The following is a 26284-nucleotide window of genomic DNA, read 5'->3' as shown; positions in this document are numbered from 1 at the left end:
GGGACCGCCCTCAGTCACACATTCACGTGCCCCACGCGCGCGTGGATGCCGTTTACGGCACCGTACGACTACTTGTTACGGCTGTAGTTCGGCGCCTCGACCGTCATCTGGATGTCGTGCGGGTGGCTCTCCTTGAGACCCGCCGAGGTGATCCGTACGAACTGGCCGCGCTCCTGCAGCTCCGGAACGGTGCGGCCTCCGACGTAGAACATCGACTGGCGCAGACCGCCGACCAGCTGGTGGACGACCGCGGAGAGCGGGCCGCGGTAGGGCACCTGGCCCTCGATGCCCTCGGGCACGAGCTTCTCGTCGGAGGCGACGCCCTCCTGGAAGTAGCGGTCCTTGGAGAAGGAACGCTGCTCGCCACGGGACTGCATGGCGCCCAGGGAGCCCATGCCGCGGTACGACTTGAACTGCTTGCCGTTGATGAACATCAGCTCGCCCGGGGACTCCTCGCAGCCCGCGAGCAGCGAGCCCAGCATCACCGTGTCGGCGCCCGCGACCAGGGCCTTGGCGATGTCACCGGAGTACTGCAGGCCACCGTCGCCGATGACCGGGACACCGGCCGGCTTGGCGGCGAGCGACGCTTCGTAGATGGCCGTCACCTGCGGTACGCCGATGCCGGCGACCACGCGGGTCGTACAGATGGAGCCGGGGCCCACGCCGACCTTGATGCCGTCGACGCCCGCGTCGATGAGCGCCTGGGCGCCGTCACGGGTGGCGATGTTGCCGCCGATGACGTCGACGCCGGAGGAGTTCGACTTGATCTTGGCGACCATGTCGCCGACCAGCCGGGAGTGGCCGTGCGCGGTGTCGACGACGATGAAGTCGACGCCCGCCTCGATGAGGGCCTGGGCGCGCTCGAAGGCGTCACCGGCCACACCGACGGCCGCGCCGACCAGCAGACGGCCCTCGCCGTCCTTGGCCGCGTTCGGGTACTTCTCGGCCTTCACGAAGTCCTTGACCGTGATGAGGCCCTTGAGGACGCCCGCGTCGTCGACCAGCGGAAGCTTCTCGATCTTGTGGCGGCGCAGCAGCCCCATCGCGTCGGTGCCGGAGATGCCGACCTTGCCGGTGACCAGGGGCATCGGCGTCATGACCTCGCGCACCTGGCGCGAGCGGTCGGTCTCGAAGGCCATGTCACGGTTGGTGACGATCCCGAGCAGCTTGCCGCCGCCGTCGGTGACCGGCACGCCGGAGATGCGGAACTTGGCGCAGATCGCGTCGGCCTCGGCGAGCGTCGCGTCCGGGTGCACCGTGATCGGGTCGGTGACCATGCCGGACTCGGAGCGCTTCACCAGGTCGACCTGGTTGGCCTGGTCCTCGATGGACAGGTTGCGGTGCAGTACGCCGACGCCGCCCTGGCGGGCCATCGCGATCGCCATGCGGGCCTCGGTGACCTTGTCCATGGCGGCGGACAGCAGCGGGATGTTCACCCGTACGTTCTTGGAGATGTACGAGGCGGTGTCGATCTGGTCGGGCGCCATGTCCGACGCGCCCGGCAGCAGCAGCACGTCGTCGTAGGTCAGCCCGAGTGTCGCGAATTTGGCGGGCACTCCGTCGACGTTGGCAGTCATGACACCTTCCCCAAATGGCCTTGATCGGTGCGGATGTCCATGCTAACGGGAAGCATGGCTCTCTCATTCCACGGTTGAGGGTGGGCTTCGGCTTCGTATGTTCGTACGGGGTTGGTGTCATCCCCGTTCATCCCTGTGCCCGGGGGCGCCAGGGCCCTCGTGGGCCGCTGAGCGTGGGTCTTCGTCGGCCGGCACCCCGCCGTCGTGGTGGAGGGAAACCAGCCGTCCTGGCTGAGCTCGGCTCGGCATCGCCGAGCTCCGTCGTCTCGGTTCCCACCGTTGCGGCGGGAAAGAGCTTGCCGTTCCGGCTGAGCCGGACTCGGCACCACCGGACCGGCCCGTCTCGCTTCTCGCCGTCGCGGCGGGAAAGACCCGCCGTCCCGGCGGAAAAAGACCTACCGTCCGGCCCTGAAAACGTCGCCGCCCGGCGCGGCCCGCTACTGCTCCGCCAGCGCCCGCAACCGGCTCAGCGCCCGGTGCTGAGCCACCCGGACAGCCCCGGGTGACATTCCCAACATCTGGCCCGTCTCCTCGGCCGTGAGGCCCACCGCGATGCGCAGCAGGAGCAGCTCGCGCTGGTTTTCGGGGAGGTTGGCCAGGAGTTTCTTGGCCCACTCGGCGTCGCTGCTGAGCAGGGCGCGCTCCTCGGGGCCCAACGAGTCGTCCGGGCGCTCGGGCATCTCGTCCGAGGGGACGGCCGTCGAGCCGGGGTGGCGCATCGCGGCGCGCTGCAGGTCGGCGACCTTGTGCGCGGCGATGGCGAAGACGAACGCTTCGAAGGGGCGCCCGGTGTCCTTGTAGCGCGGCAGCGCGAGGAGCACCGCGACGCAGACCTCCTGCGCCAGGTCCTCCACGAAGTGCCGCGCGTCACCCGGAAGTCGGGACAGACGGGTGCGGCAGTAGCGCAACGCGAGTGGGTGTACATGGGCGAGCAGGTCATGTGTGGCCTGCTCGTCGCCGTCGACCGCGCGATGGACGAGCGCACCGATCACCGTCGTCTCGTCGTCGCGCATCGGTCCATGGTGCCTTGGCGTCGTCCGATCCGTGGCACCGCGTCCGTAGTTGTGCACCGAAGCGTTATGAGCAGGTGCGCCGGAACTCATCTCCTGCGCCCTCCCCTTCCGCTCGCCCGACTTGTCCCCGAGGAACTCCACACCTCAAGGATGCGTCATCCGCCGGGAAACGGGGATCGGGCACCGAAGAGGCTCTCTCTGAGGGCCCGGCCCCACCCGCCGGACGGCGGGCAGGGGCTACTTCCGTCATACCCTCAACGCGGCTCACCTAGCGGACCAGGCCCCACCGGAATCCGAGCGCGACAGCATGCGCTCGGTCCGAGGCGCCGAGCTTCTTGAACAGCCGCCGGGCGTGGGTCTTGACGGTGTCCTCGGAGAGGAACAGCTCACGGCCGATCTCCGCGTTCGAGCGGCCGTGGCTCATGCCCTCCAGGACCTGGATCTCACGCGCGGTGAGCGTGGGCGCGGCGCCCATCTCGGCCGAGCGCAGTCTGCGCGGGGCGAGCCGCCAGGTGGGGTCGGCGAGCGCCTGCGTCACGGTCGCCCGCAGCTCCGCGCGGGAGGCGTCCTTGTGCAGATAGCCGCGGGCACCGGCGGCGACGGCGAGCGCCACCCCGTCCAGGTCCTCGGCGACGGTGAGCATGATGATGCGCGCACCGGGGTCGGCGGACAGCAGCCGCCTGACTGTCTCCACGCCGCCCAGTCCGGGCATGCGTACGTCCATCAGAATCAGGTCCGAACGGTCGGCACCCCAGCGGCGGAGGACTTCCTCGCCGTTGGCCGCCGTCGTCACACGCTCGACGCCGGGCACGGTCGCGACCGCGCGGCGGAGCGCCTCTCGGGCAAGCGGGGAGTCGTCGCAGACGAGGACGGATGTCATGGCCGCCCTCCGCAGCTGATGCGCGTCACCTTGAGCCTCCAGGCTGGTACGAATCGTCACCTGTGCGGTCGACACTCGCCGACGGATACTGCCGCCTGCCCGAGCGCTTGTTCCTTCAACCGCCTCCGCACTCTCAACGATGGTCACTCGAAAGAGTTACGGGGCAGTCAGTCGTCATCGGCACTGTACGTGAGGGCACGGACACGGTGCAGACATGCGCGACGGACCCTCAACGTTTCATCACAACCTATGCCCCATTTAGCCTGTTTTCTTCCCCTTTGCTGGTGTCTGCGGCTAGATTCGCAATGAGTCATATTTTCATCTCCTTAGATCGTAGATGTACGGTCGGTGGGCACAGAGCAGCCCAGAACGGCAACAAGGGGACACGCAATGGCAGATTTCTCCCGCCTTCCCGGCCCGAACGCGGACCTCTGGGACTGGCAGCTCCTCGCGGCCTGCCGCGGGGTCGACAGCTCGCTCTTCTTCCACCCGGAGGGCGAGCGCGGTGCGGCACGGAGCGCTCGTGAGAACTCGGCCAAGGAGGTCTGCATGAGGTGCCCGGTACGCGCGGAGTGCGCGGCGCACGCGCTGGCGGTGAGAGAGCCGTACGGCGTGTGGGGCGGGCTGACCGAGGACGAGCGCGAAGAGCTCATGGGGCGGGCGCGCAACCGGCTGGTCTCGGCGTCGACCACCGGAAGCGGTCACGCTTCGAACAACTGAAGGAACGTTTCTGCGCTGTGGGCGCACACGGGCACGCACACGCGTGCCCCTATTTTTCCCCGCTGCAGGGACGCTTCCCGGGCCACAGGGACGGCGAGGGGTACCTCGCTACCGCGCCGCCGCCCGGGCCAGCCGGTCCAGCGTCGCCGCGACCGCCGGCACCTGGGCCAGATCCGGCAGCGTGAGCGCGACGATCTGCCGTCGCACCGCGGGCTCCACCGTCACCGTGCGCACTCCCTTGGGTCGTACGGACTCGATGGCGAGCTCCGGAAGGACGGCCACCCCGAGACCCGCGCCGACGAGGCCGACCACGGCCGGGTAGTCGTCGGTGGCGAAGTCGATGCGGGGCTCGAAGCCGGCACTGCGGCAGACCTCGACCAGTTGTCCGCGGCAGCGCGGGCAGCCCGCGATCCACGACTCCCCGGCGAACTCGCCGATCGCGACCGACTCCGCCCGCGCGAGGCGGTGCCGCTCGGGCACCAGCCCGACGAGCCGGTCCGTCAGCAGCGGCCGTACGACCAGGTCGTCCCACTCTTCGACGCCGGCCGCGCCCTCGTACCGGAAGGCGAGGGTGATGTCGCAGTCGCCGCCGCGGAGCTTCTCGACGGATTCCGGCGGCTCGGCCTCCTCCAGGGAGACGCGGGTGCCGGGGTGGGCGGCGCGCAGCGCGGCGAGGGCCGTCGGGACGAGCGTGGAGCTGCCGCTGGGGAAGGAGACGAGCCGGACCCGGCCGGCGCGCAGGCCCGCGATCGCGGCGACCTCCTCCTCGGCTGCCGTGAGTCCGGAGAGGATGCCCGCCGCGTGCCGGACCAGGGCCTCGCCCGCCTGGGTCAGGCGCATCTCGCGGCCTGTGCGGATCAGCAGGGGCGTGCCGACGGACGACTCCAAGGCCTTCATCTGCTGGCTCACGGCGGGCTGGGTGCAGCCCAGTTCGCGCCCCGCCGCCGAGAAGGAGCCGGTGGCGGCGACGGCACGCAGAACACGGAGATGACGGGCCTCGATCACCTTGCGAGCATAAGCGAGTCTTGGGGACGGCACCGAATATTGCGTCGTCCCTTTGGCGGCTGTCGCCTAGCGTGGTGGGCATGAAGCTTCTTTCCCTGAACCTGGGTCGTGCGCGGGCCGTCGAGTACACGGACCAGCCGGAGGGCGTCACCGGCATCGACAAACAGCCGGTCGAGGGGCCCGTTCGGGTGACCGCGCCCGGGCCGAAGGGGGTCGGCGCGAGCGGTCTCGCCGGGGACGCGGTGTGCGACACGCGTCATCACGGCGGCGATGACCAGGCCGTGTACGCGGTCGCGCGCGAGGATCTCGACGACTGGGAGCGTGAGCTCGGCCGGACCCTGCCGAACGGCGTGTTCGGCGAGAACCTCACGACTCAGGGGCTCGACGTGTCCGGCGCCCGGATCGGCGAGCGCTGGCGGATCGGCTCCGAGGTCGTCCTGGAGGTCACCTGCGGGCGCATCCCCTGCCGCACCTTCCAGGGGCACGTCGGCGAGAAGGGCTGGGTGAAGCGCTTCACGGAGCAGGGCGCGCCCGGCGCGTATCTGCGGGTGATCGAGCCCGGCGAGATCCGCTCCGGCGACCCGATCGAAGTCGTGCACCGGCCGGACCACGACGTCACGGTCGCCGTCCAGTTCCGCGCCGTCACGACCGAACAGGCCCTGCTGCCACGGCTGTTGGCGGCGGGCGAGGCGCTGCATCCGGAGTCGCTGGCGAAGGCGGAGAAGTACGTGGCGAAGTACGGCGCGTAGGACCTGGTCGATCGCCGTGCGCAGAACTCGTGGAGCAAGGCCGGGCGTTGGGTGGCACAGGGCGCCGGGTGCCTGGTCAGGTCACTAATCTTGCGCCATGACAACGGCTCTGATTACGGGATCGACCGCGGGCATCGGCGCCGCCTTCGCGCGGCGTCTGGCGGCTGACGGGCACAACCTCGTGCTGGTGGCACGCGATACGAAGCGGCTGGCCGAGCAGGCCACCGAACTGCACGACCGGCACGGCATCGAGGCGGAGGTGCTGACGGCGGACCTGGCGACCGACGACGGCATCGAGGCGGTGGCCACCCGCCTCGGCGACCGCAAGAACCCGGTCGACCTGCTGGTCAACAACGCGGGCTTCGGCAACAAGGGCCGCTATCTCGACGTACCGATGGCCGACGAGCTGAAGATGCTCAAGGTGCACTGCGAGGCGGTGCTGCGGCTGACCTCGGCGGCGACCGAGGCGATGCGGGAGCGCGGCCGGGGCGGGGTCGTCAATGTCGCGTCGGTGGCCGCGTTCGTGCCGCGGGGTACGTACGGGGCGTCCAAGGCGTGGGTCGTGCAGTTCACGCAGGGCGCGGCGAAGGACCTGGCGGGCAGTGGCGTACGGCTGATGGCGCTGGCGCCCGGCTTCGTGCGCACCGAGTTCCACGAGCGCGCCGGCATGGGCACGGACAACATCCCCAACTGGATGTGGCTCGACGCCGACAAGCTGGTCGCGGCCGCCCTCGCGGACCTGGCCCGCGGCAAGTCGCTGTCCATCCCGGACCCGCGCTACAAGGCGCTGATGGGCTTGGTGAAGGTGACGCCGCGGGCGCTGCTGGGCGGAATCACGTCGAAGACGGGACGGAAGTACGGACCGCAGTGACAGCGGAAGTTGAAGGCGGAAGTACGGTCCGGCGGGAGCCGGTGTGAAGTACACATGAGGTAGGTGGTGTCGCCCCTCCGGTGGGAAGATGAGGGTGTTCAACCGGACCCAGGGGGCCGGAGGCGGCGCCATGACATTCGTACAGCTCATCGACTGCAAGACCAGTCGGTTCGATGAGATGAACCGGCTGATGGACACATGGGTCGAACAGACCAAGGGCAAGCGGACCGCGACGCACAACTTGATCGGCAAGGACCGGTCCGACGCCACCCACTTCGTGGAGATCGTGGAGTTCCCCTCGTACGAAGAGGCGATGCGGAACTCGAATCTTCCCGAGACCGACAGGATCTTCCGGGAGATGGTGGCGCTCTGCGACGAGATGCCGACGTTCACGGACCTGGACGTGGTCCGGGACGAGCAGCTCTACGCGGCCAACATCCGCAGGTTCTTCGAGACGGTGGCCACCAAGGGTGAGCTGCCGCCGCTCAACGACCTGATGGCGGAGAGCTACCACGACCACGACCCCGCCAACGAGCAGGACACCATCGGACTCGACGCGATGCAGCGCGAGATCGGGATGTGGCGCGGCGGGTTCGACTTCACCTTCACGCTCGACGACCAGATCACCGAGGGTGATCGCGTCTGCACGCGGTGGACTTGGAGCGGCACCCACAAGGGCGACTTCATGGGGATCCCCGCGACCGGGAGGCAGGTCGGCATGACCGGCGCGACCATCTTCCGCTGCGCGGAGGACGGGAAGATCGCCGAGGGCTGGTGGCAGTACGACCGGCTGGGGCTGATGGCCCAACTCGGTGCGCTCGACGCGCTGGAGACGTGACTCGATCGACGCCCGGGAGACGTAGCCCGACAGGCCTGGCCCGACGCATGAAGAAGCCCCCGTTCCCTGCGGAACGGGGGCTTCTTCATGAAGCGGTGCCTCAGTGGGAGTGCCCGTGGCCGTGGCCGTGACCGGCGTCGGCCTCCTCCTCGGCCGGCTTCTCGACGACCAGGGTCTCGGTCGTGAGGAGCAGGGAAGCGATGGAGGCGGCGTTCTCCAGGGCGGAGCGGGTGACCTTGACCGGGTCGATGACGCCGGCCTTGACCAGGTCGCCGTACTCACCGGTGGCGGCGTTGAAGCCCTGGCCCTTGTCGAGCTCGGCGACCTTGGAGGTGATGACGTAACCCTCCAGGCCGGCGTTCTCGGCGATCCAGCGCAGCGGCTCGACGGCGGCCTTGCGGACGACCGCGACACCCGTGGCCTCGTCGCCGGTCTTGCCGAGGTTGCCCTCGAGGACCTTCACGGCGTGGACGAGCGCGGAGCCACCACCGGAGACGATGCCCTCCTCGACCGCGGCGCGGGTCGCGGAGATGGCGTCCTCCAGACGGTGCTTCTTCTCCTTCAGCTCCACCTCGGTGGCGGCGCCGACCTTGATCACGCACACGCCGCCGGCCAGCTTCGCGAGGCGCTCCTGGAGCTTCTCGCGGTCCCAGTCGGAGTCGGTGTTCTCGATCTCGGCCTTGATCTGGTTGACGCGGCCGAGGACCTCCTCGGAGCTGCCCCCACCGTCGACGACCGTGGTGTCGTCCTTGGTGACGGTCACGCGGCGGGCGGTGCCGAGCACGTCCAGGCCGACCTGGTCGAGCTTGAGGCCGACTTCCTCGGCGATGACCTGACCGCCGGTGAGGGTGGCGAGGTCGCCCAGCATCGCCTTGCGGCGGTCGCCGAAGCCCGGGGCCTTCACCGCGACGGCGTTGAAGGTGCCGCGGATCTTGTTCACGACCAGGGTCGACAGGGCCTCGCCCTCGACGTCCTCGGCGATGATCAGCAGCGGCTTGGAGGCGTTGGACTGGATGACCTTCTCAAGCAGCGGCAGCAGGTCCTGAATGGAGCTGATCTTGCCCTGGTGGATGAGGATGTAGGGGTCCTCGAGGACGGCCTCCATGCGCTCCTGGTCCGTCACGAAGTACGGCGACAGGTAGCCCTTGTCGAAGGCCATGCCCTCGGTGAAGTCCAGCTCCAGACCGAAGGTGTTGGACTCCTCGACGGTGATGACACCGTCCTTGCCGACCTTGTCCATCGCCTCGGCGATGAGCTCGCCGACCTGCGGGTCCTGGGCGGACAGACCGGCGACGGCGGCGATGTCGGACTTCTCGTCGATCGGCCGCGCGGTGGCGAGGAGCTCGTCCGAGACGGCCTTGACCGCCGCGTCGATGCCCTTCTTCAGCAGCGCCGGGGAGGCACCCGCGGCGACGTTCTTCAGGCCCTCGCGCACGAGCGCCTGGGCGAGCACGGTGGCGGTGGTCGTACCGTCACCCGCGATGTCGTTGGTCTTGGTCGCCACCTCCTTCACCAGCTGGGCACCGAGGTTCTCGAACGGGTCGTCGACCTCGACCTCGCGGGCGATGGTGACACCGTCGTTGGTGATGGTGGGAGCGCCGAACTTCTTGTCGATGACGACGTTGCGGCCCTTGGGGCCGATCGTCACCTTCACCGTGTCGGCAAGCTTGTTGACGCCGCGCTCAAGGGCGCGACGGGCGTCCTCGTCGAACTTCAGGATCTTCGCCATAGGAGCGGTTCAGCCCTCTCGGAAATCTTGGGAGAACGAACTGCGCCCCCGGCGCCCGGCTTCATAAGGTCGCGGGGGCCAGGGGCGCAGTTCACTGCAAAACTGGGTGAATTACTTCTCGATGATCGCGAGCACGTCGCGAGCCGAGAGGACGAGGTACTCCTCGCCGTTGTACTTCACCTCGGTGCCGCCGTACTTGCTGTACAGCACGACGTCGCCGACAGTGACGTCGAGCGGAAGACGGTTACCGTCCTCGAAGCGGCCCGGGCCCACGGCAAGGACGACGCCCTCCTGGGGCTTCTCCTTCGCGGTGTCCGGGATGACCAGGCCAGAGGCCGTGGTCTGCTCGGCGTCGAGCGGCTGGACCACAATGCGGTCCTCGAGCGGCTTGATGGCAACCTTGGAGCTGGCGGTCGTCACGATCCGACCTCCCCCTTCGGAGATCTCACGGGGTTAACTGTCTGAGGTGGCGACCGGTGGATCCGTCGTCGCGGGTGCCGGACCTGCCCGTCGCTATTGGCACTCTCCAGGGGGGAGTGCCAGACCTGAGACTATGACTGCGATTAGCACTCGGTCAAGCGGAGTGCCAGAAGCCTCCGGCGCGCCGCGAGGATTCTGCTCGCCGCGGGTGGATGTGTGCGCCGTCAGAGGTAGTCCTCGAGGCGGGCCACCGTGAATCCCTGCGCCTGGACGCGGCGCAGCAGCCGGGTCGTCGAATCGATGAGCGTGACATCGTCGGTGTCCTCCGGACGGGCGAGAACGATGTCGCCGGGCCGCAGCCGGTCACCCTCGGCGTACCGCAGCCCTTCCGCCCTCATCGACGCGCGCCACAGTACGACCGCCGCGACCCCGCAGTCCCCCGCCGCGCGCAACGTCGTGCTGTCGTACCGGCCGTACGGGGGCCGCAGCAGCCGGGGCCGGATGCCGAAGCGCTGTTTGAGCTTGTCCTGCTGGCCGCAGATCTCGGCGCGCTGGCCGAGGTACGGCAGGCCGCGCAGGGTGGCGTGGTCGAGGGTGTGGTTCTGCATGTCGGCGCCGACCGCGCGCAGCTGCGCGAAGTGTCCGTACCCCGGTCCGACGACACTGTCCGTGAGGAACACGCTGACCGGCAGCCGCAGTTCACGGACCATGTCGACGAACCGCGGATCGCGCTCGGCGCCGTCGTCGTACGTCAGGAAGACCACCTTGTCGCGGGTGGGGACATGGTCCACGACGGGCGGCAGTCCCGGACCCGCGGTGCGGGCGGTGGTCCGGGCGGGTGGTTTCGGCGCCCGGGCGAGCGGGGCGGCGAGCCCCCAGCGGCGGTACGCCGACTCGCGCGGCCGTACTTTCTGCGCCGCCTTCTTGCCCAGCCGCTCGATCGGGTCGACGGACTGCGCGCAGCCGCTCAGCAGAGCGGCCGCGAGCAGCCCCGCGACCAGTCGCCGCACCCTCACAGGTAGTCCTCCAGGCGGGCCACCGCGTATCCCTCGTCCGTCACTTTCTTCATGAAGCGGCGGACCATGTCGGGCATGGTGCCCTGCCAGTCGTTCCGGCCGCGGAAGTGGGTGAGGACGATGTCGCCGGGGTGCAGGTCCTGGTCCCACTCGCGGTACTCCCAGTGGTCGACGAAGACTTCCTCGTCCCAGATGGGCGCGTACTTGATGCCGCAGGACTTGGCGGCGCGCAGGGTGTCCCGGTTGTAGTTGCCGTACGGGGGCCGGAAGACCGTCGGGCGCTTGCCGAACTGCTTCTTCATCACGGACTGCATGCCACAGATCTCGTACTTCTGCTCCGCGTACGAGAGTCCGGGCAGGTAGGGGTGGTGGAGCGTGTGGTTGTTCAGCGTCATGCCCCGGTCGCGCATCTTCCGGAAGTACCCGTAGTCGTCCTTGATCAGGTAGTTGCTGAGGAAGGCGGTGTACGGGATCTTCAGATCGCTCATCATCCGCAGGAACTTCGGGTCCTTCTCCTCGCCGTCGTCGATGGTGAGGAAGACGACCTTGTCCTTGGTGGGGATGGTGGTGAAGACCGGGGGCAGGTCCAGCTCCTCCTGGTCGTCGACCTCGAATCCCTCGCGGGCCCTGATCACCGGCTTCTTGGCGGGCGCGGGCGGGGCCGTCAGCGGCGTCCTGGCCAGTCCCCAGCGCTTGGCCGCGGCGGCCCGCTGGGCCTGCGCGAGGCGGAGCTTGGCGGCGTACGAGTAGAGGGCGCGGGCGGGGGGCGCCTTCATCGCCTGCTGACCGGGGGCCGGCCGCACGCCGTCACCGTCGGCGCAGCCGGAGACGAGTGCGGCGAGAGCGAGCACGGCGACCGCACCGCGGAAACCGGCGCCGCGGGAACGGGCGCACCCGCAAAAGCCGGCGCCCGCGCGGGAACCGGCACCCCCGCGGGCGCCGAATCCACCGCGAAGCCGCGTCCCCTTCGCCCTGTTTTTATCATTTTGTCGTACAGGTCGCATGGCGCCGGATCCTCCCAGGTCATGCGTCGCACCAGGCCCCGACACCGCCGCCGGAGCGCGCACCATCCACCGACTGGCCCACAATGGCCCGGTGAACGACGTCTCCTTCGCCTCCCTGCTCACCCCCGAGGGCCGCGCCCTGCTCGACGAGGTGCGGGGCACCGAACCGGCACAGGAACTGGCCGTCGCCACCCGGCTGCGCCGCGAGTATCCGGCCGAGCTGGTCTCGGCGGCCCTCGGGCAGGCACGGCTGCGCCAGCGGGCGGCGGCGAAGTTCGGGGCGAAGGACGCGGAGCGGATGTTCTTCACCCCGCACGGGGTCGAGCAGTCGACGCGGACGAGCGTGGCGACCTACCGCGCGCAGCGGTTCCGGGCGCTGGGCATGCGCTCCGTCGCCGACCTCTGCTGCGGCATCGGCGGCGACGCCATCGCGCTGGCCCGCGCCGGGATCCGGGTCCTCGCCGTCGACCGCGATCCGACGACGGTGGCGGTCGCCCGCGCGAACGCCGACGCGCTCGGTCTCGCCGACCTCATCGAGGTGCGCGAGGCGGATGTCACGGAGGTGGACACCGCGCCGTACGACGCGGTCTTCGTGGACCCGGCCCGGCGGGGCGGCCGTGGCCGGATCTTCGACCCGGAGGCGTATTCGCCCCCGCTGTCCTGGGCGGTCGCAGCGGCCCTGAAGGCGCCGCTCGCCGCGCTGAAGATCGCCCCCGGCATCCCCCACGAGGCGGTCCCCGCCGAGGCGGAGGCCGAGTGGATCTCGGACGGCGGGGATGTGAAGGAGGCCGTGCTGTGGTTCGGCACCGAACCCGGTCTGGTGCGGGCCACGCTGCTGCCGGGACCACGCGAGCTGCGCGGCCGCGGGCTCCCGAACCCTCGAGTCCGGCCACTGGGCCGCTACTTGTACGAGCCCGACGGCGCCGTCATCCGCGCCCATCTGGTCGCGGAGGTGGCCGATGACCTCGACGGCGGGCTCATCGACGAGACGATCGCGTACGTCACGGCGGACGAGCTGCGCCCGACGCCGTACGCGACCGCGTACGAGATCACCGACCAACTCCCCTTCAACGTGAAGAAGTTGAAGGCGCTGCTGCGGGAGCGTGAGGTCGGGACGCTGACCGTGAAGAAGCGGGGGTCGGCGGTGGAGCCGGAGGAATTGCGCAGGAAGGTCAAGCCGCAGGGGCCCAACTCGGCCACGGTCTTCCTCACGCGGGTGGCGGGGGCGCCGACCATGCTCGTCGGCGCCCCCGCCCGGTCGGCTACCGGGTGACCGTCGTCCGCAGCGACCCGAGGTCCGGGCGAGCTCCGGTCTCCGGGGACGGTGCCGTCGAGTACGCCGAACTCGCCGTCGGCTCGAGGCCGTTGTAGTACGGCGTGTAGTCCCACTGGCTGCTGCTCGCGCTGATCGCCGCGCCCGCGGAGTTCAGCGCCGCGGTCGACACCGAGCCGGTGCCGCCGAAGACCGCCAGGTAGTTGAGGTTCGCGGCGCCTCTGACCAGATAGTTCTTGGTGTCGGCGGGCAGGGCGTCGACGCTCGTCCACAGCAGGGGGCCGAAGACGTTTATCGCCGAGGCGGCCGAGGTGCCGCCCCGCCAGCTGTCGACGGAGGCGAGCGCGGCGTTGGCCGGGCCGCCCCACCAGAAGCGGGCGAGCGCGGCGGCGGTGCCCTCGTGGGTGGACGCCGTGACCGGGTAATAGGTGTACGTCGACGGCCAGTTGGAGAACGACGTGTGCGTCAGGGCGTACTTCGCCGAGCCGCCGACCGGGATCATGTACGTGTCGCGCGGGTCCAGGCCGTTGAGGTACGACTTCACGGACGAGGTCAGCGAGTTGCCGTCGTTGAGCACGACGACCGCCTTGCTGCTCGTGCCGTCCGCGCCGGCGGCCGCCGCGGCGGCGAGCGCCGAGTGGTAGTCCGTGCCGGTGGCGATGAAGACGTAGTCCGGCGCGCTGGTGATGGACTTGGCGACGGCGACCGAGGTCGAGTAGCGGGACGTGCCGGCCAGTCGCTTCGGGGTGAAGCCGAGCGAGGAGACCTTCGAGGAGACGCTGCTGCTCAGGATCGACGTACCGCCGACGAGGTAGACGCTCGCGCCGGGCTTGAGGACCCGCTTGAGCTCGCTCTGCACGGACGAGGACAGCGAGCTGCCCGAGGTCAGCAGGACCGGCCCGTGCTTCTTGCCCGCGAGCGCGGGGGCCGTCAGCGCGTACGACGAGCTGTCCTTGGAGACCAGCACGGCGGACGAGGCGTTCATCAGGCCCGACTCGCTCTGGCCGACGGTGTTCCAGGTCCAGCGGGACGCGGCGATGTTGCTGCCGTAGACGTCGGCGCCCCAGACCCGGCCGACGCCGTTCTTGCGCAGCGGCTGCCAGGCGAGGTCCCACTTGGCCGTGGTGGGCGTGTCGTAGAGGACCTTGACGGTGCCGGTGTCGACGTCGAGGACGTGGTCCTCCGTCGCGAAGTCGGGCGAGGGCGTCTGCAGGTGGTACGCCAGCCAGGTGCCGTCGGGCGACCAGGCGGGCTTCCAGATGTAGCCGGTCTCGTCCGTCGCCAGCTGGGTCGCGCCGGCGCCGTCCACGCCGACGGTGTACAGCTTGCCGCCGACCGTGTAGGCGACCTTGGTGCCGTCCGGGGAGATGGCCGGGCCGTTGGCCTTGCCGTCCACCAGCTTGGTGAAGGCACCGGTCGCTCCGTCGTAGAGCCATACGGCGCCGAAGCGGTAGTCGCCGCTGCAAGTGCTGCCCGAGCGGATGAACACCAGCTTGCCGTCGATCGCGCCGCTGGGCTGGGTGTCGCAGCCCTCCTGCGCGGTGGCGAACAGGTGCTGCTGCTCACGCGTGCCGTCCGGCGGCGCCACGCGCAGGCGCCCGCTCAGCGTGAACACGACCCGGCTGCCCCGCCCCCAGAAGGTCGGGTCGTCGGCGAGGATCGTGTTGGTCGTCTTGACCGGGAGCTCCACGGCGCCCGTGAAGTCGTGGCGGACCACGTTGACGCGGCCCGTGGTCTGGTTGACGTAGGCCATGCGGCTGCCGTCGGGCGACCAGTCGGGCTTCATCGCGTTCTTGAGGCGCTGGACGGGCGCGGTGCCGTTCTCGTACATCTGCGAGACGGAGCCGTCCACGTCGCCGGTGAGGATGCCGTTGGCCGCGGCCCAGCCGGGGGTGTCGGCCGACGCGCCCGGCGCGAGCAGGGCCACGGTGCCGGCGGCCAGGGCCGTGGCGGCGGTGAGCGCGACGAGTCTGCGGCGCGCGGAAGATCGGGCCGATCTGGCCGATCTGACGGATCTGACGGATCTGGAAGATCGCAAGGATGTACCCCCCACAGGTATCGGAGTGCTGCCCACACCGCGGAAGGTGTCACGCCGGTTGCGAGGCAGCCGCGCAACTGTAAACCCTTACTGAACAGGAAGGGAATGGAGTCTCGCCAGCAACAGCTGCCGCTCCCGTTCGTTGCGTGCCAGATCGGCGGCCCGTGCGAGCTCTTGGCGCGCCTCCGTCGTACGCCCGAGGCGCGCCAGCAGGTCCCCGCGCACGCTGGGCAGCAGGTGGTAGTCGCGCAGGGCGGGTTCCGCGGCGAGGGCGTCGACGATCTCCAGCGCCTCGGCCGGCCCCTGCGCCATCGACACCGCGACCGCGCGGTTGAGCTCGACGACCGGGGACGGGGCGCGGGCGGCGAGCAGGCCGTAGAGGGTGGCGATGCTCTTCCAGTCGGTCTCCTCGTACGTGTAAGCGTGCGCGTGGCAGGCGGCGATGGCGGCCTGGAGGGCGTACGCGCCCGGGGCGCCGGTGGCAGTGGCGTCGGCGCGGTCCAGGGCCGTGATCCCGCGGGCGATGAGCATGCGGTTCCAGCGGCGGCGGTTCTGGTCCTTGAGGAGGACGGGCTCGCCGTTCGGGCCGGTGCGGGCGGCGGCGCGGGAGGCCTGGAACTCCAGGAGGGAGGCCAGGGCGTGCACTTCGGGCTCCTTGGGCATCAGCCCGGAGAGCACGCGGGCCAGCCGCAGCGCGTCCTCGCACAGCGCGGGGCGCAGCCAGTCGTCGCCGGCCGTGGCGGCGTACCCCTCGTTGAAGATCAGGTAGATGACGTCCAGTACGGAGCCGAGCCGGGCCTCGCGCTCGGGGCCGTAGGGCACCTCGAAGGCGACGTTCCTGGCGGCGAGGGTGCGCTTGGCGCGGACGATGCGCTGGGCGACGGTCGGCTCGGGGACCAGGAACGCGCGGGCGATCTCGGCCGTCGTCAGTCCGCCGAGCAGGCGCAGAGTGAGGGCGATGCGGGCCTCGGCGGAGAGGACCGGGTGACAGGCGGTGAAGACCAGCCGCAGCAGGTCGTCGTCGATGTCGTCCGGGTCGGCGGGCTCCTCGGGCGGGGCCGTCGTCTCCAGGGTGCGGCCGATCTCCGCCAGCTTGCGGGCGTAGTTCTCCCGGCGCCGGATCAGGTCGACGGCGCGATGCCGGGCGGTGGCCATGAGCCAGGCGCCCGGGTTGTCCGGCACCCCGTCGCGCGGCCACTGCTCGAGTGCCGCGACCAGCGCGTCCTGGGCGAGCTCCTCGGCGATGCCGATGTCGCGGACGATGCGGGCGACGCCGGCGATGATGCGGGGGGACTCGATGCGGAAGACGGTTTCGATGGCGCGGCGGGGGTCGGTCGCGGCGTCGTGCGCGTCGGCGGAGGGCTGTGGGCTGCTCACAGCCCCCCATTCGACACCCGTACCGGCGCGCGGCCAAGGAAGAGCGCTCAGCCCTCCGCGATCTCCCGCACCTCGCACGTGACCGTCCAGTAGTCCTCGTGCACCTTGAGGAACTTCTTGGTCCACTCCAGCGCCTCGGCCTTGTCCTTGCACTGCATGATCGCGTAGCCGCCGACGACCTCCTTCGACTCGGTGAAGGGCCCGTCGGTGACGGAGATGTCGCCGCCCTTCCAGTGCACGCGGGTGCCCTGCTCTGACGGGGTCAGCCCGGCCGTGTCGAGCATGACCCCGGCTTTGGTGACCTCCTCGATCAGTTCGCCCATGCGCTGCATCAGCTCGGGGCTGGGGCCCTCGGCGGGCATGGTGGACTGGTCGATCTGGACGAGGGAGAGATAGCGGGGCATGGTGACTCCTCGGTGGGTTGAGGGCCGGGGCTTTCCGGCCTTTCACCTGTGCGTCGAATGAGACCCGGTCGGATCGACAGGCTCACCGGATTTCTTCGAAGATTTTTCCGAGGAGTACGTTTCCGCAGGCAGCGCGGGTGTCCGGAACAGAACGCCGACGGCCGCGGTGCCCACGGTCAGGAGTCCGGCCGCCACCCAGTAGGCCGCCGAGAACCCGTCGACGAGCCCTTGGGCCCCGCTCCCGCCGACCCCCGCCGCGACCGTGACGAGCACCCCGAGCCCCACGGGCCCGCCCACCTGCCGCGAGCTGTTGAGGAGCCCGGGCGCCATCCCCGTCTCCTGAGCGGCGACCCCGGTCGTGGCCGCCGTACCCAGGGGCACGAAGCACAGCCCGGTGCCGACGCTCGCCACGGCGTTCGGCCCGAGCACCGAGAGCCTGCCCCGGTTACGGGCGGCCCGGGCTGCAGGGTCGTCATGCGCCTGCGTCTTTCTCGGTACGTGTCCCTGTGCGCAGGGCGGCGCGCACCCGCCCCGCATGGGCGTGCACCCGGTCGGCCGCCGGCGCCGGCCGCCCGCCCCAAGCAGCCCCCGCACAGCCCACCCGACAGCCCACCGTAGCGAGGCTGCTGTGACGGCTCGGGCGGGAGCTTGGCGAGCAGCCGGGCCCGTACGAAGCCATACGCGTGCGCCGCTCGCTCCGGGAGCCCCGCCGTCACCGCCTGCACGAGCTGCGCCTCGCCCGCGCCCCGGGGCCGGCCATTCGGCGGCCTGCTCCTCCAGCGCCCCGCACTCCCCCGCCGACAGCGTGAGCCGGGGATCGATACGGCCGAGCCGGGCCGACACGTCGGAAGGTGTGCCACACCCAGCAGGCGGGACGGTCAACTCGGTTACGTCGCCGGTGGGGTTGAGCTTCGAGACCCCGACGGCAGTGCGGAGGTGGCAAAGCCGCCGCTCACTTCAGCGACGCCCACAGCTCGCTCGCCTCCGGCTCGTTCGCCACCACCCGGTTGCGGTCCGACGGAGCCGTCACCACCGGCATCATCACCGTCTTGACGTCCTCGGACGACAGGCCCTTCAGGCTCTGGCCCAGCTTCATCAGCTCACCCAGCGAGTCGAGACCCGTGTCCGTCGTCAGGCTGCCCGTTACCGCGTTCGCGACCTTGTAGAGCTTGGTGGGATCGGTGAGCAGATCGGTAGACGCGATCTGCTTCAACAGGGCCTTCACCAGTTTCTGTTGCAGGCCTATGCGCCCCAGGTCGCTGCCGTCGCCTATGCCATGACGGGTGCGGGCCAGGGCCAGCGCCTTCGTGCCGTCGAGGTGGTGTTCGCCGGCCGTGAGGTGCAGATGGCTCTTGTCGTCGTCGATGTCCTCGTCCGTCGTGACGGTGACGCCGCCGAGCGCGTCGACGAGGTCCGCGAAACCGGAGAAGTCGATCTCGATGTAGTGGTCCATGCGGACATTGGTCAGGGACTCGACCGTCTTCACCGCACAGACCGGGCCGCCCACCGAGTACGCGCTGTTGAACATCGCGTTGTACGCCACCGAGGTCGCCCCGCCAGACGACGTGGGGCACGACGGGCGGGTCACCAGGGTGTCCCGGGGAATGCTCACCACGGTCGCCTTCGTACGGCCTTCGTCGATGTGGACGACCATCGCCGTGTCCGAGCGGGCGCCGGAGCTGCTGCCGCCGCCGAGCTTCGCGTTCGCCTTGCCGCTGCGGGAGTCGGAGCCGAGGACGAGGATGTTCAGCGCGCCACTCGGCAGCGGAGAGGCGGAGGCCGAGGCCGACGCGGACACCGACGGGGTCGACACGGCCCTCGCCGGGCGGTCGTCGCCCAGCGCGCTGTTGATGTCGACGCTCTTGATGTTGTGGTTCAGGTGCCAATAGGCCCAGCCCGCCCCCGCGGCGGAGAGTACGAGGACGCCGGCGAACGCGATGCCGGCGGCCTTCAGCAGGCCTCGCCGCCGCCGGCCACCGCGTATCGCGGCGTCCTCGTTGCCGTCCCCGTGCTCGTCTTCAGCAGTCACGCGGAGGAACGTAAGTCCGAATTATTACGAGCAGGAACCTCTTCTCGCGTTTCCTTCGGAAATTCTCAGACTTCTCAGGGAGACCTCAGCCCAGTGTGACCGTGGGCACCGGATTGCTCCCGCTCCATGACGCGTTGAACCCGAACGTCACCGATCCGCCGTCCGGCACCGCCGCGTTGTAGGAGGCGTTCACGCACGTCACCGCGGCTGCGGACTGGGTGCAGGTGGCGTTCCAGGCCTGGGTGATCCGCTGACCCGCGCCGTACGTCCAGCTCACTTTCCAGGACGCCAGCGCGGCCCCGGAACAGGCGATCTTCACCTGACCCGTGAAGCCCGTGTTCCATTGGCTCGTGACGCTGTACGTCGCCGCGCACGCGCCCGTGGGAGGAGGCGTCGACGTACCGCCCAGTGAGGTCGCGATCGCGTAGTACGCCGGTTTCGGCGCGTAGTTCTCGTCGTACGGTGTCGCCGCGCCATACCCCGAGAAGACGTCCGGGATCCAGGAGTCGGAGTCGGTGAAGCCCCAGACGGTGACGCCGTAGCACCTGGACACGGCCACGCACGCGTCGAACACGGCCTTGTAGTCGGCCGCCTGCTGCGTCAACTTCGCACTGTCCGAGGGAAGTTGCATACGAATGTCCAGCTCGGTGATCGCGACGTCGACGCCGAGGTCGGCGAAGCGCTGGATGTTCTGCTGGAGGGTCGCGGGGACCTGGCCGAGGATCAGATGGGCCTGGAGGCCGACGCCGTCGATGGGGATGCCGCGGTCCTTCAGCGACTTGACCAGGTTGTACAGGGCGGTGCTCTTCGCGCCCACGCCCTCGACGTTGTAGTCGTTGATGTAGAGCTTGGCGCTCGGGTCGGCCGCGTGGGCCCAGGTCAGGGCCTGGGCTATGTAGTCGGCGCCGAGGCCGTTGTACCAGAGGGTCGAGCGGTAGGTGCCGTCCTCGTTGAAGGGCTCGTTCACCACGTCCCAGGCGGCCACCTTGCCTTTGTAGCGGGTCACTTCGGTGGTGATGTGCTCCTGGAGCAGGCCGCTCAGCTCGGCGGACGTCCAGGTGCCGTTGGTCAGCCAGCTCGGGTTCTGGCTGTGCCAGACCAGGGTGTGGCCGCGCACCTGCTGGTTGTGGGCCTGGGCGAAGGCGACGATCTGGTCGGCCTCCGCCCAGTTGAAGCTGCCCCGGGTGGGCTCGACGGAGCCCCACTTCATGGCGTTGCCCGGGGTCAGCGAGTTGAACTGGGTCCCGGCGATGTCGCCGTACGTACCCGTGAGCTTGGAGCCGGTGACGGCGGTGCCGATGACCTTGCCCTTGGCGGCGGCGAGGTCGCGGAGGGGGGTGTCGGCGGCGTGGGCGGCGGGGGCCGCGACCAGCAGGGCGCCGAGGGCGGCGATACCGGTGAACAGCGACGCCAGGGATAAGCCTGATCTCAGGGATCTCATTGCGGGTGCCTCCGAAAGTTTCGGTCGTGCAACCGATTGGCTTCGGAGAGTGTGGAGCTGCCCGCACCACTCGTCAATACGGGAACACCAACCCGTCTGCGCGGGAACAGCAACTCGTCAATGCAGGAACACCATTCCGCGCCCTACGCCGCAGGCGCCCCCGTACTGCTGCGCACCACCAGAGTCGTCGCCAACTCCACTCGGGTTGCCGCCGACGCCCCCTCCGCACGCCCCAGTTCGAGCACCAGCTTCGCCGCCGCCTCCGCCATCTCCGTCAGCGGCTGCCGTACGGTCGTCAGCGGCGGCCCGACCCAGCGCGCCACCGGCAGATCGTCGAACCCGACGACGCTCAGGTCCTGCGGGACGCGCAGTCCCAGCTCGCGCGCGGCCTCGTACAGGCCGAGCGCCTGCAGGTCGTTGCCCGCGAAGACGGCGGTGGGCCGGTCGGGCAGGCGGAGCAGCTCGAGTCCTGCTCGATACCCACTGTCGTGGTGGAAGTTCCCCGGCCGGATCAGCGCCGGGTCGACCGGCAGCCCCGCCGTCTCCAGTGCGGCGCGATAGCCGTCGACCCGGGCGCGGCTGCACATCATCCGCGACGGTCCGCTGATCGCGCCGATCCGGGTGTGGCCCAGCTCGACGAGATGGCGCGTCGCGGCCAGCCCGCCGTGCCAGTTCGTGGCACCGATGGACGGCACGTCGTCGCCCGGGTCGCCGGCCGGGTCCATCACGACGAACGGGATGGATCTGCTGGTCAGCAGCGCCCGCCCGGACTCGTCGAGCCCGGACAGCACCAGGATCACGCCGTACGGGCGGCGCGCGGCGACCTGGTCGGCCCAGGTGCGGCCGGGGGTCAGCCGGCCCGCGCTCTCGGAGAGGACCACGCTCAGCCCCTCGTCCCGGGCGACGTTCTCGACGCCCCGGATGACCTCCATCGCCCAGGCGCTCTCCAGCTCGTGGAAGACCAGGTCGATGAGGGGCGAGCGGGTCGCCTCGGCCCGGCGGCGCCGGTAGCCGTACTCGCGCAGCAGCTCCTCGACACGGGTGCGGGTCGCCGGGGCCACATCGGCGCGGCCGTTGAGCACCTTCGAAACAGTCGGAGCCGACACGCCTGCCTCGCGGGCGATCTCGGCGAGCGTCGCGGTCTGCGTCGACCGCGCGGTCGAGCGCGACGCCGTGCGTGTTCCCTGTGTTCCCATGGGTTTTGACGGCTTCGCGGGATTCATGGGCGTGATCGTAGCCCTGCGTCTGCGCGCGTCGAACCCCCTTTGACGCCACATTCCTTTCAGAAGATTCGTCGTGCGACTCGAAACATTCGGGCCACTCCTCCCGGCCCCCGGGTGGGGACTTCCCTGCCCCCCGGAGCGGCCTCGCTCTCGCCGGGGGCAGGGTCCGTCTCACTTCAACCGCACCTCGCACCGCATCCGCCGCTCCCGCCCCACCACCCGCTCCGCTCCGGTCAGCGTCACCGGCACCGCGTACCGGACGTCGCCCGCGGCGCTGGACACCGCCAACCGCAGCTCCAGCTCACCCGGTTCGACGATCCGGTCGCCGTCCGGGCCGGTGTACGCGGCCAGGTCCGCCGGGAACGTGAAGTGGACCTCCGTCGACGCCCCCGGCTCCAGCGGCACCCGTGCGTAGCCGACCAGTCGGGCCACCGGGCGCGCCACCTTGCCCACCGGGTCGTGGAGATAGAGCTGCACGACCTCGGTGCCGGCCCGCTCTCCCGTGTTGCGGACGGTCAGCCGCAGTGTCGTCTCGCCGTCCGTCGGGAACGCGCCGTCGTCGACCGACGGCGGCTGCCAGGCGTACGACGTGTAGGACAGTCCGTGCCCGAACGGGAACAGTGGTGTGGGGTCGAGGGTGCTCGCCTCTCCGCGCTGCCCGAGGGGCGGGGCGAGGTACGTCCACGGCTGCCCGGCGGGGTCGCGCGGCACGCTCACCGGGAGCCGACCCGACGGGTTGACCCGGCCCGACAGGACCCCGGCGACCGCGTGGCCGCCCTCCTGGCCCGGGAAGAAGGCCTGCAGCACCGCCGCGCAACGGTCCGCCCAGCGTCCGAGCGCGTACGGGCGACCGGAGAGCAGGACCAGCACCACCGGCGTCCCGGAAGCCAGCGCCTTGTCCACCAACTCGCCCTGTCCATCGGGCAGTTCGAGGTCCGCCGCGTCGCAGCCCTCGCCCGACGTACCGCGTCCGAACAGGCCCGAGCGATCGCCGACCGCGACCACGCACATGTCGCCCGCCGCCGGGTCGTCCGTGAACTCCACGTCCGGGAGCTCCGTGCGCAGCGCTTCGAGCAGCGTCGGTACGGCGACCCCCGTCGGGACCTCGGGGTAGTCCAGCAGGACATGGCGGGGGAAGGTGTAGCAGCCGAGCATGGCCGCCTGGTCGTCGGCGAGGGGGCCGAGAACGGCGATCCGGCGCACACCGGACGCGAGGGGCAGCGCACCCCTGGGGTTGGCCAGCAGCACGACCGACTCTTCCGCCAACTGCCGTGCCAGTGCCCGCATATGGGGCGGATCGAGGTCTATCGAGGGGGTGGGGCGGGGCGGGTCTTCTTCGCCCCCGCCGCCCCTGCCCATTCCCGACACCTGGGGCTCCGCCCCAGACCCCGCCAAGGGGCGCTGCTCCCGGGTCCCCTGCCCGGGGCTCCGCCCCTGGACCCCGCCGGGGGCTGCGCCCCCTGGACCCCGGCCTGCGGAGTCTGCGTCCGACCCGAGGCCAGGGGCGGAGCTGGGGTCGGCTGCAGTCACGACGCCAGAGCCGGACGCAGTCGTTGCAGCGGAGCCGGAGCCATCGGCGGAGCCGAGAGCCAAACCGGAGGCCGCAGCGGAGGCCGCTGCGATCCCGGAGGCAGTCGCGGGCGAGGCCCAGTCCGGGTCCAGCAACCCCAGCTCGCACTTCTGCGTCAGCACCCGCAGGGCGGCCCGGTCCACGAACTCCTCATCGAGAGGCCCGGCGCCGTAGCAGCGCACCGCCGGGAGCTCCACGTCCACGCCCGCCGCGAGGGCGAGTGCGGCCGCTCCCGCCGGGGAGTCGGTGAGTCCGTGCGCCGACTCCAGGAAGGACACGCCGAAGTAGTCGGCGACGACCGTGCCGGTGAACTCCCATTCCTCCCTCAGGAGTTGGGTGAGGAGGGGGTGGTGGGCGTGGGCGGGCAGGCCGTCGAGGTCGTTGTACGCGGCCATCACCGAGCGCGCGCCGCCCTCCCGTACGGCCATCTCGAACGGCGGCAGGATGACGTCCGCCAGTTCGCGCGGGCCGATCGACGCGGGCGCGTGGTTGCGGGCACCGCGCGAGGCCGAGTACCCGGCGAAGTGCTTGAGCGTGGCGACGATGCCCGCCGACTCCAGGCCCTGCACATAGGCGGTGCCGACGGTCGCCACGAGGTAGGGGTCCTCGCCGATCGACTCCTCCGTGCGGCCCCAGCGGGGATCGCGTACGACGTCGAGGACGGGGGCGAGCCCCTGGTGCACGCCGACCGACCGCATCGAGGCGCCGATCGCGGACGCCATCTCCTTCACCAGGGCGGGGTCGAAGCTCGCGCCCCAGGCGAGCGGGGTCGGGAAGATCGTCGCCTGCCAGGCGGTGAAGCCGGTGAGGCACTCCTCGTGCGCGAGGGCGGGCAGCCCGAAGCGGTTCGCGGAGCGTACGCGTTCCTGGAGGGAGGCGAGCCGGGCCGCGCCCTCCGACGGATCGACCGGCGCGGTGCCGAAGGGGCGGGTCAACTGGCCGAGGCCGTGCGGGAGCAGCTCCGTCAGGTCGATCTCCTCGGACAGGGCGTGCTGCAGCGGCGCCATGTCACCGCCCGGGGTCTCGTTCGAGCCGGGCCAGACGCTGTAGAGCTGGGCGATCTTCTCCTGGGGGGTCATGCGGGCGAGCAGATCGGCGGCGCGGACGCCTGCGGGCAGAGCGGGGTCCTGCCAGGGGTGGGTCATGTAACTCCTCACGTGGAGAGGGGGATCGGTCCCCGGAGATCGGTCAGCCCTTGGTCGCGCCGAGCGTGATGCCGCCGATCAGCTGCCGCTCCGCGACCGCGTAGAAGGCGAGGGCGGGCACCATGGCGAGCACCAGGTAGGCGAAGATGCGGGCCACGTCGGAGGCGTACTGGCCCTGGAACTGCTGGATGCCGACCGGGATCGTCCACCAGGTGGGTTCGCTGAAGACGAGCAGCGGCAGCAGGAACTGGTTCCAGCTGCTCACGATCGCGAGGACGGAGACCGTGCCCAGCGCGGGCCGGGCCAGCGGCAGCAGGATGCGCCAGAAGAACCCGAAGCGGGTGCAGCCGTCGAGGGTCGCCGCCTCCTCCAACTCCCCCGGGATCTCCCGGAAGAAGCCGCGCAGGATGATGATCGTCACCGGCAGTCCGAAGGCCGCCTCGGGCAGGATCACACCCCACGGGTTGTCCAGCAGCCCGAAGGTGCGCAGCAGGATGAACAGCGGCAGGATCGCCACCGCGAACGGGAACATCAGCCCCATCGTGAACAGGGTGAACATCAACTCCCGCCCACGGAAGGCGAACCGGGCGAGCGCGAACGCCGCCAGGGCGGCCGTCGTCACCGTCAGCGCGGTGGCGCCCACCGCGATGACCGTGCTGCTGCCGATGGACCGCCAGAACGAGCCCGAGCCGAGCAGCGAGGTGTAGTTCGAGGTCACCCACGGCGAGGGCAGCCCGAACGGGTTGGAGGAAAGCTGGTCGGTGGACTTGAAGCCGGAGATCAGGGCGTAGAGCAGCGGGGTGACCATGAAGACGCCGACCACCCAGAGGATCACGTACACGGGGAGGCTGCGCAGCCGTCGGCGCCGCAGCCTGCTCTTCCGCAGCTCCGCCGCGGCGCCCTCCCGCGTCTCCGTCTCCGTCGTGGCGCTCATCGTTTTCCTCGCATGGTGGTGATGGCTCCTTCGGTGTCCCGGCGCAGCACGAAGCGCTGGTAGGCGAGGGCGAAGACCAGGCTGATCAGGAACATCACGACGCTGAGGGCGCCGGCGTAGCCCATCTGATAGCGCTTGAAGCCGTACTGGACCATGCTGATCGCCATGGTCTCGGAGGCGTGGTCAGGGCCGCCGGTGGTGATGACCCAGACCAGGTCGAAGAGCTGGATGGAGTAGACAACGGAGAGGAACGCGCTGATCCGGAGGGTCGGCGCGAGCAGCGGCAGCGTGATGTGCCAGAAGCGCTGCCAGGTGCCGGCGCCGTCGATGCGCGCCGCCTCCTGCAGTTCGGCCGGGATGCCCTGCAGGCCCGCCAGGTAGAGCATCATGTGGAAGCCGAAGTACTTCCAGGTCATGACGATGAAAAGGGTCGGCAGGACGCTGTGCTGACCGGCGAACCAGTCGCCGCCCAGCCCGCCGAGCCCGACCTTGTCGAGGACCTTGTCGGCGAGCCCCTCCCCCGGCGCGAAGATCATGCTGAACAGCACGCCGGTGATGACCTCGGACAGGATGTACGGGGCGAAGAACAGCATCCGGTACACGGCCCGGCCGCGCAGCTTCTGGTTGAGCAGCACGGCCATGGCGAGCGCGAACGGCAGCTGCACGAGGATGGAGAAGCCGATGAGCAGCGCGCCGCGCCCCAAGTCGCCCAGGAACACCGGGTCCTTGAAGAGCCGTGTGTAGTTGTCGAGGCCGACGCTGTCCGAAGGCGAGCCGAATCCGCCCCAGTTGAAGAAGCTGACGTAGACCGCGTAGCCCATCGGCACCAGCACGAGCATGCCGAACAGGACGAGGGCGGGGACCGTGAACACGACGGCCGACAGCCAGTCGCGCACCCGGCGCAGCGACGACCTGCGGCGCCCCGGGCCGAGGGCGGCGAAGTCCTGGTCGTCATACTTGCCGACCTCGGGCACATACGGCGCCGAGCCCGCCGAAGAGGTCGCGGAGGTCGAAGTCGAGTGGGTCAT

General features: G+C 70.2%; 22 protein-coding genes and 1 pseudogene. 5 read left to right on the top strand and 18 right to left on the bottom strand.

Going from position 1 to position 26284, the window contains the following annotated elements; genetic code table 11:
* Window positions 1-68: 68 nt before the first annotated feature.
* The 3 genes from guaB to AB5J53_RS29400 form a co-directional block, all read right to left on the bottom strand.
* A complete protein-coding gene (gene guaB / locus AB5J53_RS29410) occupies window positions 69-1577 on the bottom strand; it encodes an IMP dehydrogenase (RefSeq protein WP_369248632.1) in 1509 nt (502 codons plus the stop codon).
* A 437-nt stretch (window positions 1578-2014) separates the two neighbouring features.
* Window positions 2015-2590 (bottom strand): sigma-70 family RNA polymerase sigma factor, encoded by a 576-nt coding sequence (locus AB5J53_RS29405; RefSeq protein WP_060901477.1) that lies wholly within the window; start codon window positions 2588-2590, stop codon window positions 2015-2017.
* Window positions 2591-2858: 268 nt separating this feature from the next.
* Entirely contained in the window at window positions 2859-3470 is a 612-nt protein-coding gene (locus tag AB5J53_RS29400; protein WP_003948568.1) for a response regulator transcription factor, read from the bottom strand.
* 390 nt (window positions 3471-3860) lie between these two features.
* Between AB5J53_RS29400 and AB5J53_RS29395 the strand changes: the two genes are divergently transcribed.
* Window positions 3861-4190, top strand: a complete 330-nt coding sequence (locus AB5J53_RS29395; protein ID WP_189190278.1) for a WhiB family transcriptional regulator — start codon at window positions 3861-3863, stop codon at window positions 4188-4190.
* 108 nt (window positions 4191-4298) lie between these two features.
* On the opposite strand, the gene AB5J53_RS29390 is transcribed toward AB5J53_RS29395, so the two are convergent.
* Entirely contained in the window at window positions 4299-5195 is an 897-nt protein-coding gene (locus AB5J53_RS29390; RefSeq protein WP_369248631.1) for a LysR family transcriptional regulator, read from the bottom strand.
* An 80-nt stretch (window positions 5196-5275) separates the two neighbouring features.
* Here AB5J53_RS29390 and AB5J53_RS29385 point away from each other — a divergent pair, with 80 nt between their 5' ends.
* From AB5J53_RS29385 to AB5J53_RS29375, 3 genes are all read left to right on the top strand, one after another.
* Window positions 5276-5944 carry an MOSC domain-containing protein gene (locus AB5J53_RS29385; RefSeq protein WP_369248630.1) on the top strand — a complete coding sequence of 223 codons (669 nt, stop codon included), beginning with the start codon at window positions 5276-5278 and terminating at the stop codon, window positions 5942-5944.
* Between the two features lie 97 nt (window positions 5945-6041).
* Complete coding sequence (locus AB5J53_RS29380) at window positions 6042-6815, top strand: SDR family NAD(P)-dependent oxidoreductase (RefSeq protein ID WP_369248629.1); 774 nt, start codon at window positions 6042-6044, stop codon at window positions 6813-6815.
* A gap of 130 nt (window positions 6816-6945) precedes the next feature.
* The gene (locus AB5J53_RS29375; protein ID WP_369248628.1) at window positions 6946-7653 is read left to right on the top strand and encodes an ester cyclase; all 708 of its coding nucleotides are present in this window, start codon (window positions 6946-6948) and stop codon (window positions 7651-7653) included.
* A gap of 100 nt (window positions 7654-7753) precedes the next feature.
* On the opposite strand, the gene groL is transcribed toward AB5J53_RS29375, so the two are convergent.
* The 4 genes from groL to AB5J53_RS29355 all read right to left on the bottom strand — a co-directional run bounded on the left by groL (window position 7754) and on the right by AB5J53_RS29355 (window position 11822).
* Window positions 7754-9382: a chaperonin GroEL gene (gene groL / locus AB5J53_RS29370; RefSeq protein WP_369248627.1), complete on the bottom strand. Its 1629-nt coding sequence runs from the start codon at window positions 9380-9382 to the stop codon at window positions 7754-7756.
* Window positions 9383-9493: 111 nt separating this feature from the next.
* Window positions 9494-9802: a co-chaperone GroES gene (groES, locus tag AB5J53_RS29365; RefSeq protein WP_077796719.1), complete on the bottom strand. Its 309-nt coding sequence runs from the start codon at window positions 9800-9802 to the stop codon at window positions 9494-9496.
* A gap of 224 nt (window positions 9803-10026) precedes the next feature.
* The gene (locus AB5J53_RS29360; protein WP_369248626.1) at window positions 10027-10818 is read right to left on the bottom strand and encodes a polysaccharide deacetylase family protein; all 792 of its coding nucleotides are present in this window, start codon (window positions 10816-10818) and stop codon (window positions 10027-10029) included.
* The gene (locus AB5J53_RS29355; protein ID WP_369248625.1) at window positions 10815-11822 is read right to left on the bottom strand and encodes a polysaccharide deacetylase family protein; all 1008 of its coding nucleotides are present in this window, start codon (window positions 11820-11822) and stop codon (window positions 10815-10817) included. Before AB5J53_RS29355 ends, AB5J53_RS29360 begins: the two co-directional genes overlap by 4 nt.
* A gap of 91 nt (window positions 11823-11913) precedes the next feature.
* Between AB5J53_RS29355 and AB5J53_RS29350 the strand changes: the two genes are divergently transcribed.
* The gene (locus tag AB5J53_RS29350) at window positions 11914-13095 is read left to right on the top strand and encodes a methyltransferase domain-containing protein (protein WP_369248624.1); all 1182 of its coding nucleotides are present in this window, start codon (window positions 11914-11916) and stop codon (window positions 13093-13095) included.
* Here the strand turns inward: AB5J53_RS29350 and AB5J53_RS29345 are convergent.
* The 10 genes and pseudogenes from AB5J53_RS29345 to AB5J53_RS29300 all read right to left on the bottom strand — a co-directional run bounded on the left by AB5J53_RS29345 (window position 13085) and on the right by AB5J53_RS29300 (window position 26284).
* Entirely contained in the window at window positions 13085-15133 is a 2049-nt protein-coding gene (locus AB5J53_RS29345) for a cell wall-binding repeat-containing protein (protein ID WP_369248623.1), read from the bottom strand. The genes AB5J53_RS29350 and AB5J53_RS29345 overlap by 11 nt on opposite strands.
* An 87-nt stretch (window positions 15134-15220) precedes the next feature.
* Window positions 15221-16510: an RNA polymerase sigma factor gene (locus tag AB5J53_RS29340; protein WP_369248622.1), complete on the bottom strand. Its 1290-nt coding sequence runs from the start codon at window positions 16508-16510 to the stop codon at window positions 15221-15223.
* Between the two features lie 47 nt (window positions 16511-16557).
* The gene (locus AB5J53_RS29335; RefSeq protein WP_369248621.1) at window positions 16558-16914 is read right to left on the bottom strand and encodes a YciI family protein; all 357 of its coding nucleotides are present in this window, start codon (window positions 16912-16914) and stop codon (window positions 16558-16560) included.
* A 42-nt stretch (window positions 16915-16956) separates the two neighbouring features.
* Window positions 16957-17379: pseudogene (locus AB5J53_RS29330) on the bottom strand (MFS transporter); the annotation flags it as partial.
* 487 nt (window positions 17380-17866) lie between these two features.
* Window positions 17867-18871: an LCP family protein gene (locus AB5J53_RS29325; RefSeq protein ID WP_369252535.1), complete on the bottom strand. Its 1005-nt coding sequence runs from the start codon at window positions 18869-18871 to the stop codon at window positions 17867-17869.
* A gap of 157 nt (window positions 18872-19028) precedes the next feature.
* On the bottom strand, window positions 19029-20384 hold the full coding sequence (locus tag AB5J53_RS29320) for an endo-1,4-beta-xylanase (protein ID WP_369248620.1): 1356 nt from the start codon (window positions 20382-20384) through the stop codon (window positions 19029-19031).
* A gap of 143 nt (window positions 20385-20527) precedes the next feature.
* A complete protein-coding gene (locus AB5J53_RS29315) occupies window positions 20528-21607 on the bottom strand; it encodes a LacI family DNA-binding transcriptional regulator (protein WP_369248619.1) in 1080 nt (359 codons plus the stop codon).
* Window positions 21608-21778: 171 nt separating this feature from the next.
* Window positions 21779-24322: a glycoside hydrolase family 3 N-terminal domain-containing protein gene (locus AB5J53_RS29310; protein WP_369248618.1), complete on the bottom strand. Its 2544-nt coding sequence runs from the start codon at window positions 24320-24322 to the stop codon at window positions 21779-21781.
* 43 nt (window positions 24323-24365) lie between these two features.
* Complete coding sequence (locus AB5J53_RS29305; RefSeq protein ID WP_369252533.1) at window positions 24366-25130, bottom strand: carbohydrate ABC transporter permease; 765 nt, start codon at window positions 25128-25130, stop codon at window positions 24366-24368.
* 122 nt (window positions 25131-25252) lie between these two features.
* Window positions 25253-26284, bottom strand: coding sequence for a carbohydrate ABC transporter permease (locus AB5J53_RS29300; RefSeq protein ID WP_369248617.1), 1032 nt, complete (start codon window positions 26282-26284; stop codon window positions 25253-25255).

It is taken from the genome of Streptomyces sp. R41 (genome assembly GCF_041053055.1).
Taxonomy (GTDB): Bacteria; Actinomycetota; Actinomycetes; order Streptomycetales; family Streptomycetaceae; genus Streptomyces.
Note: the sequence above shows the minus strand (reverse complement) of the source record. Positions and strands in the feature narration are given on the sequence as shown.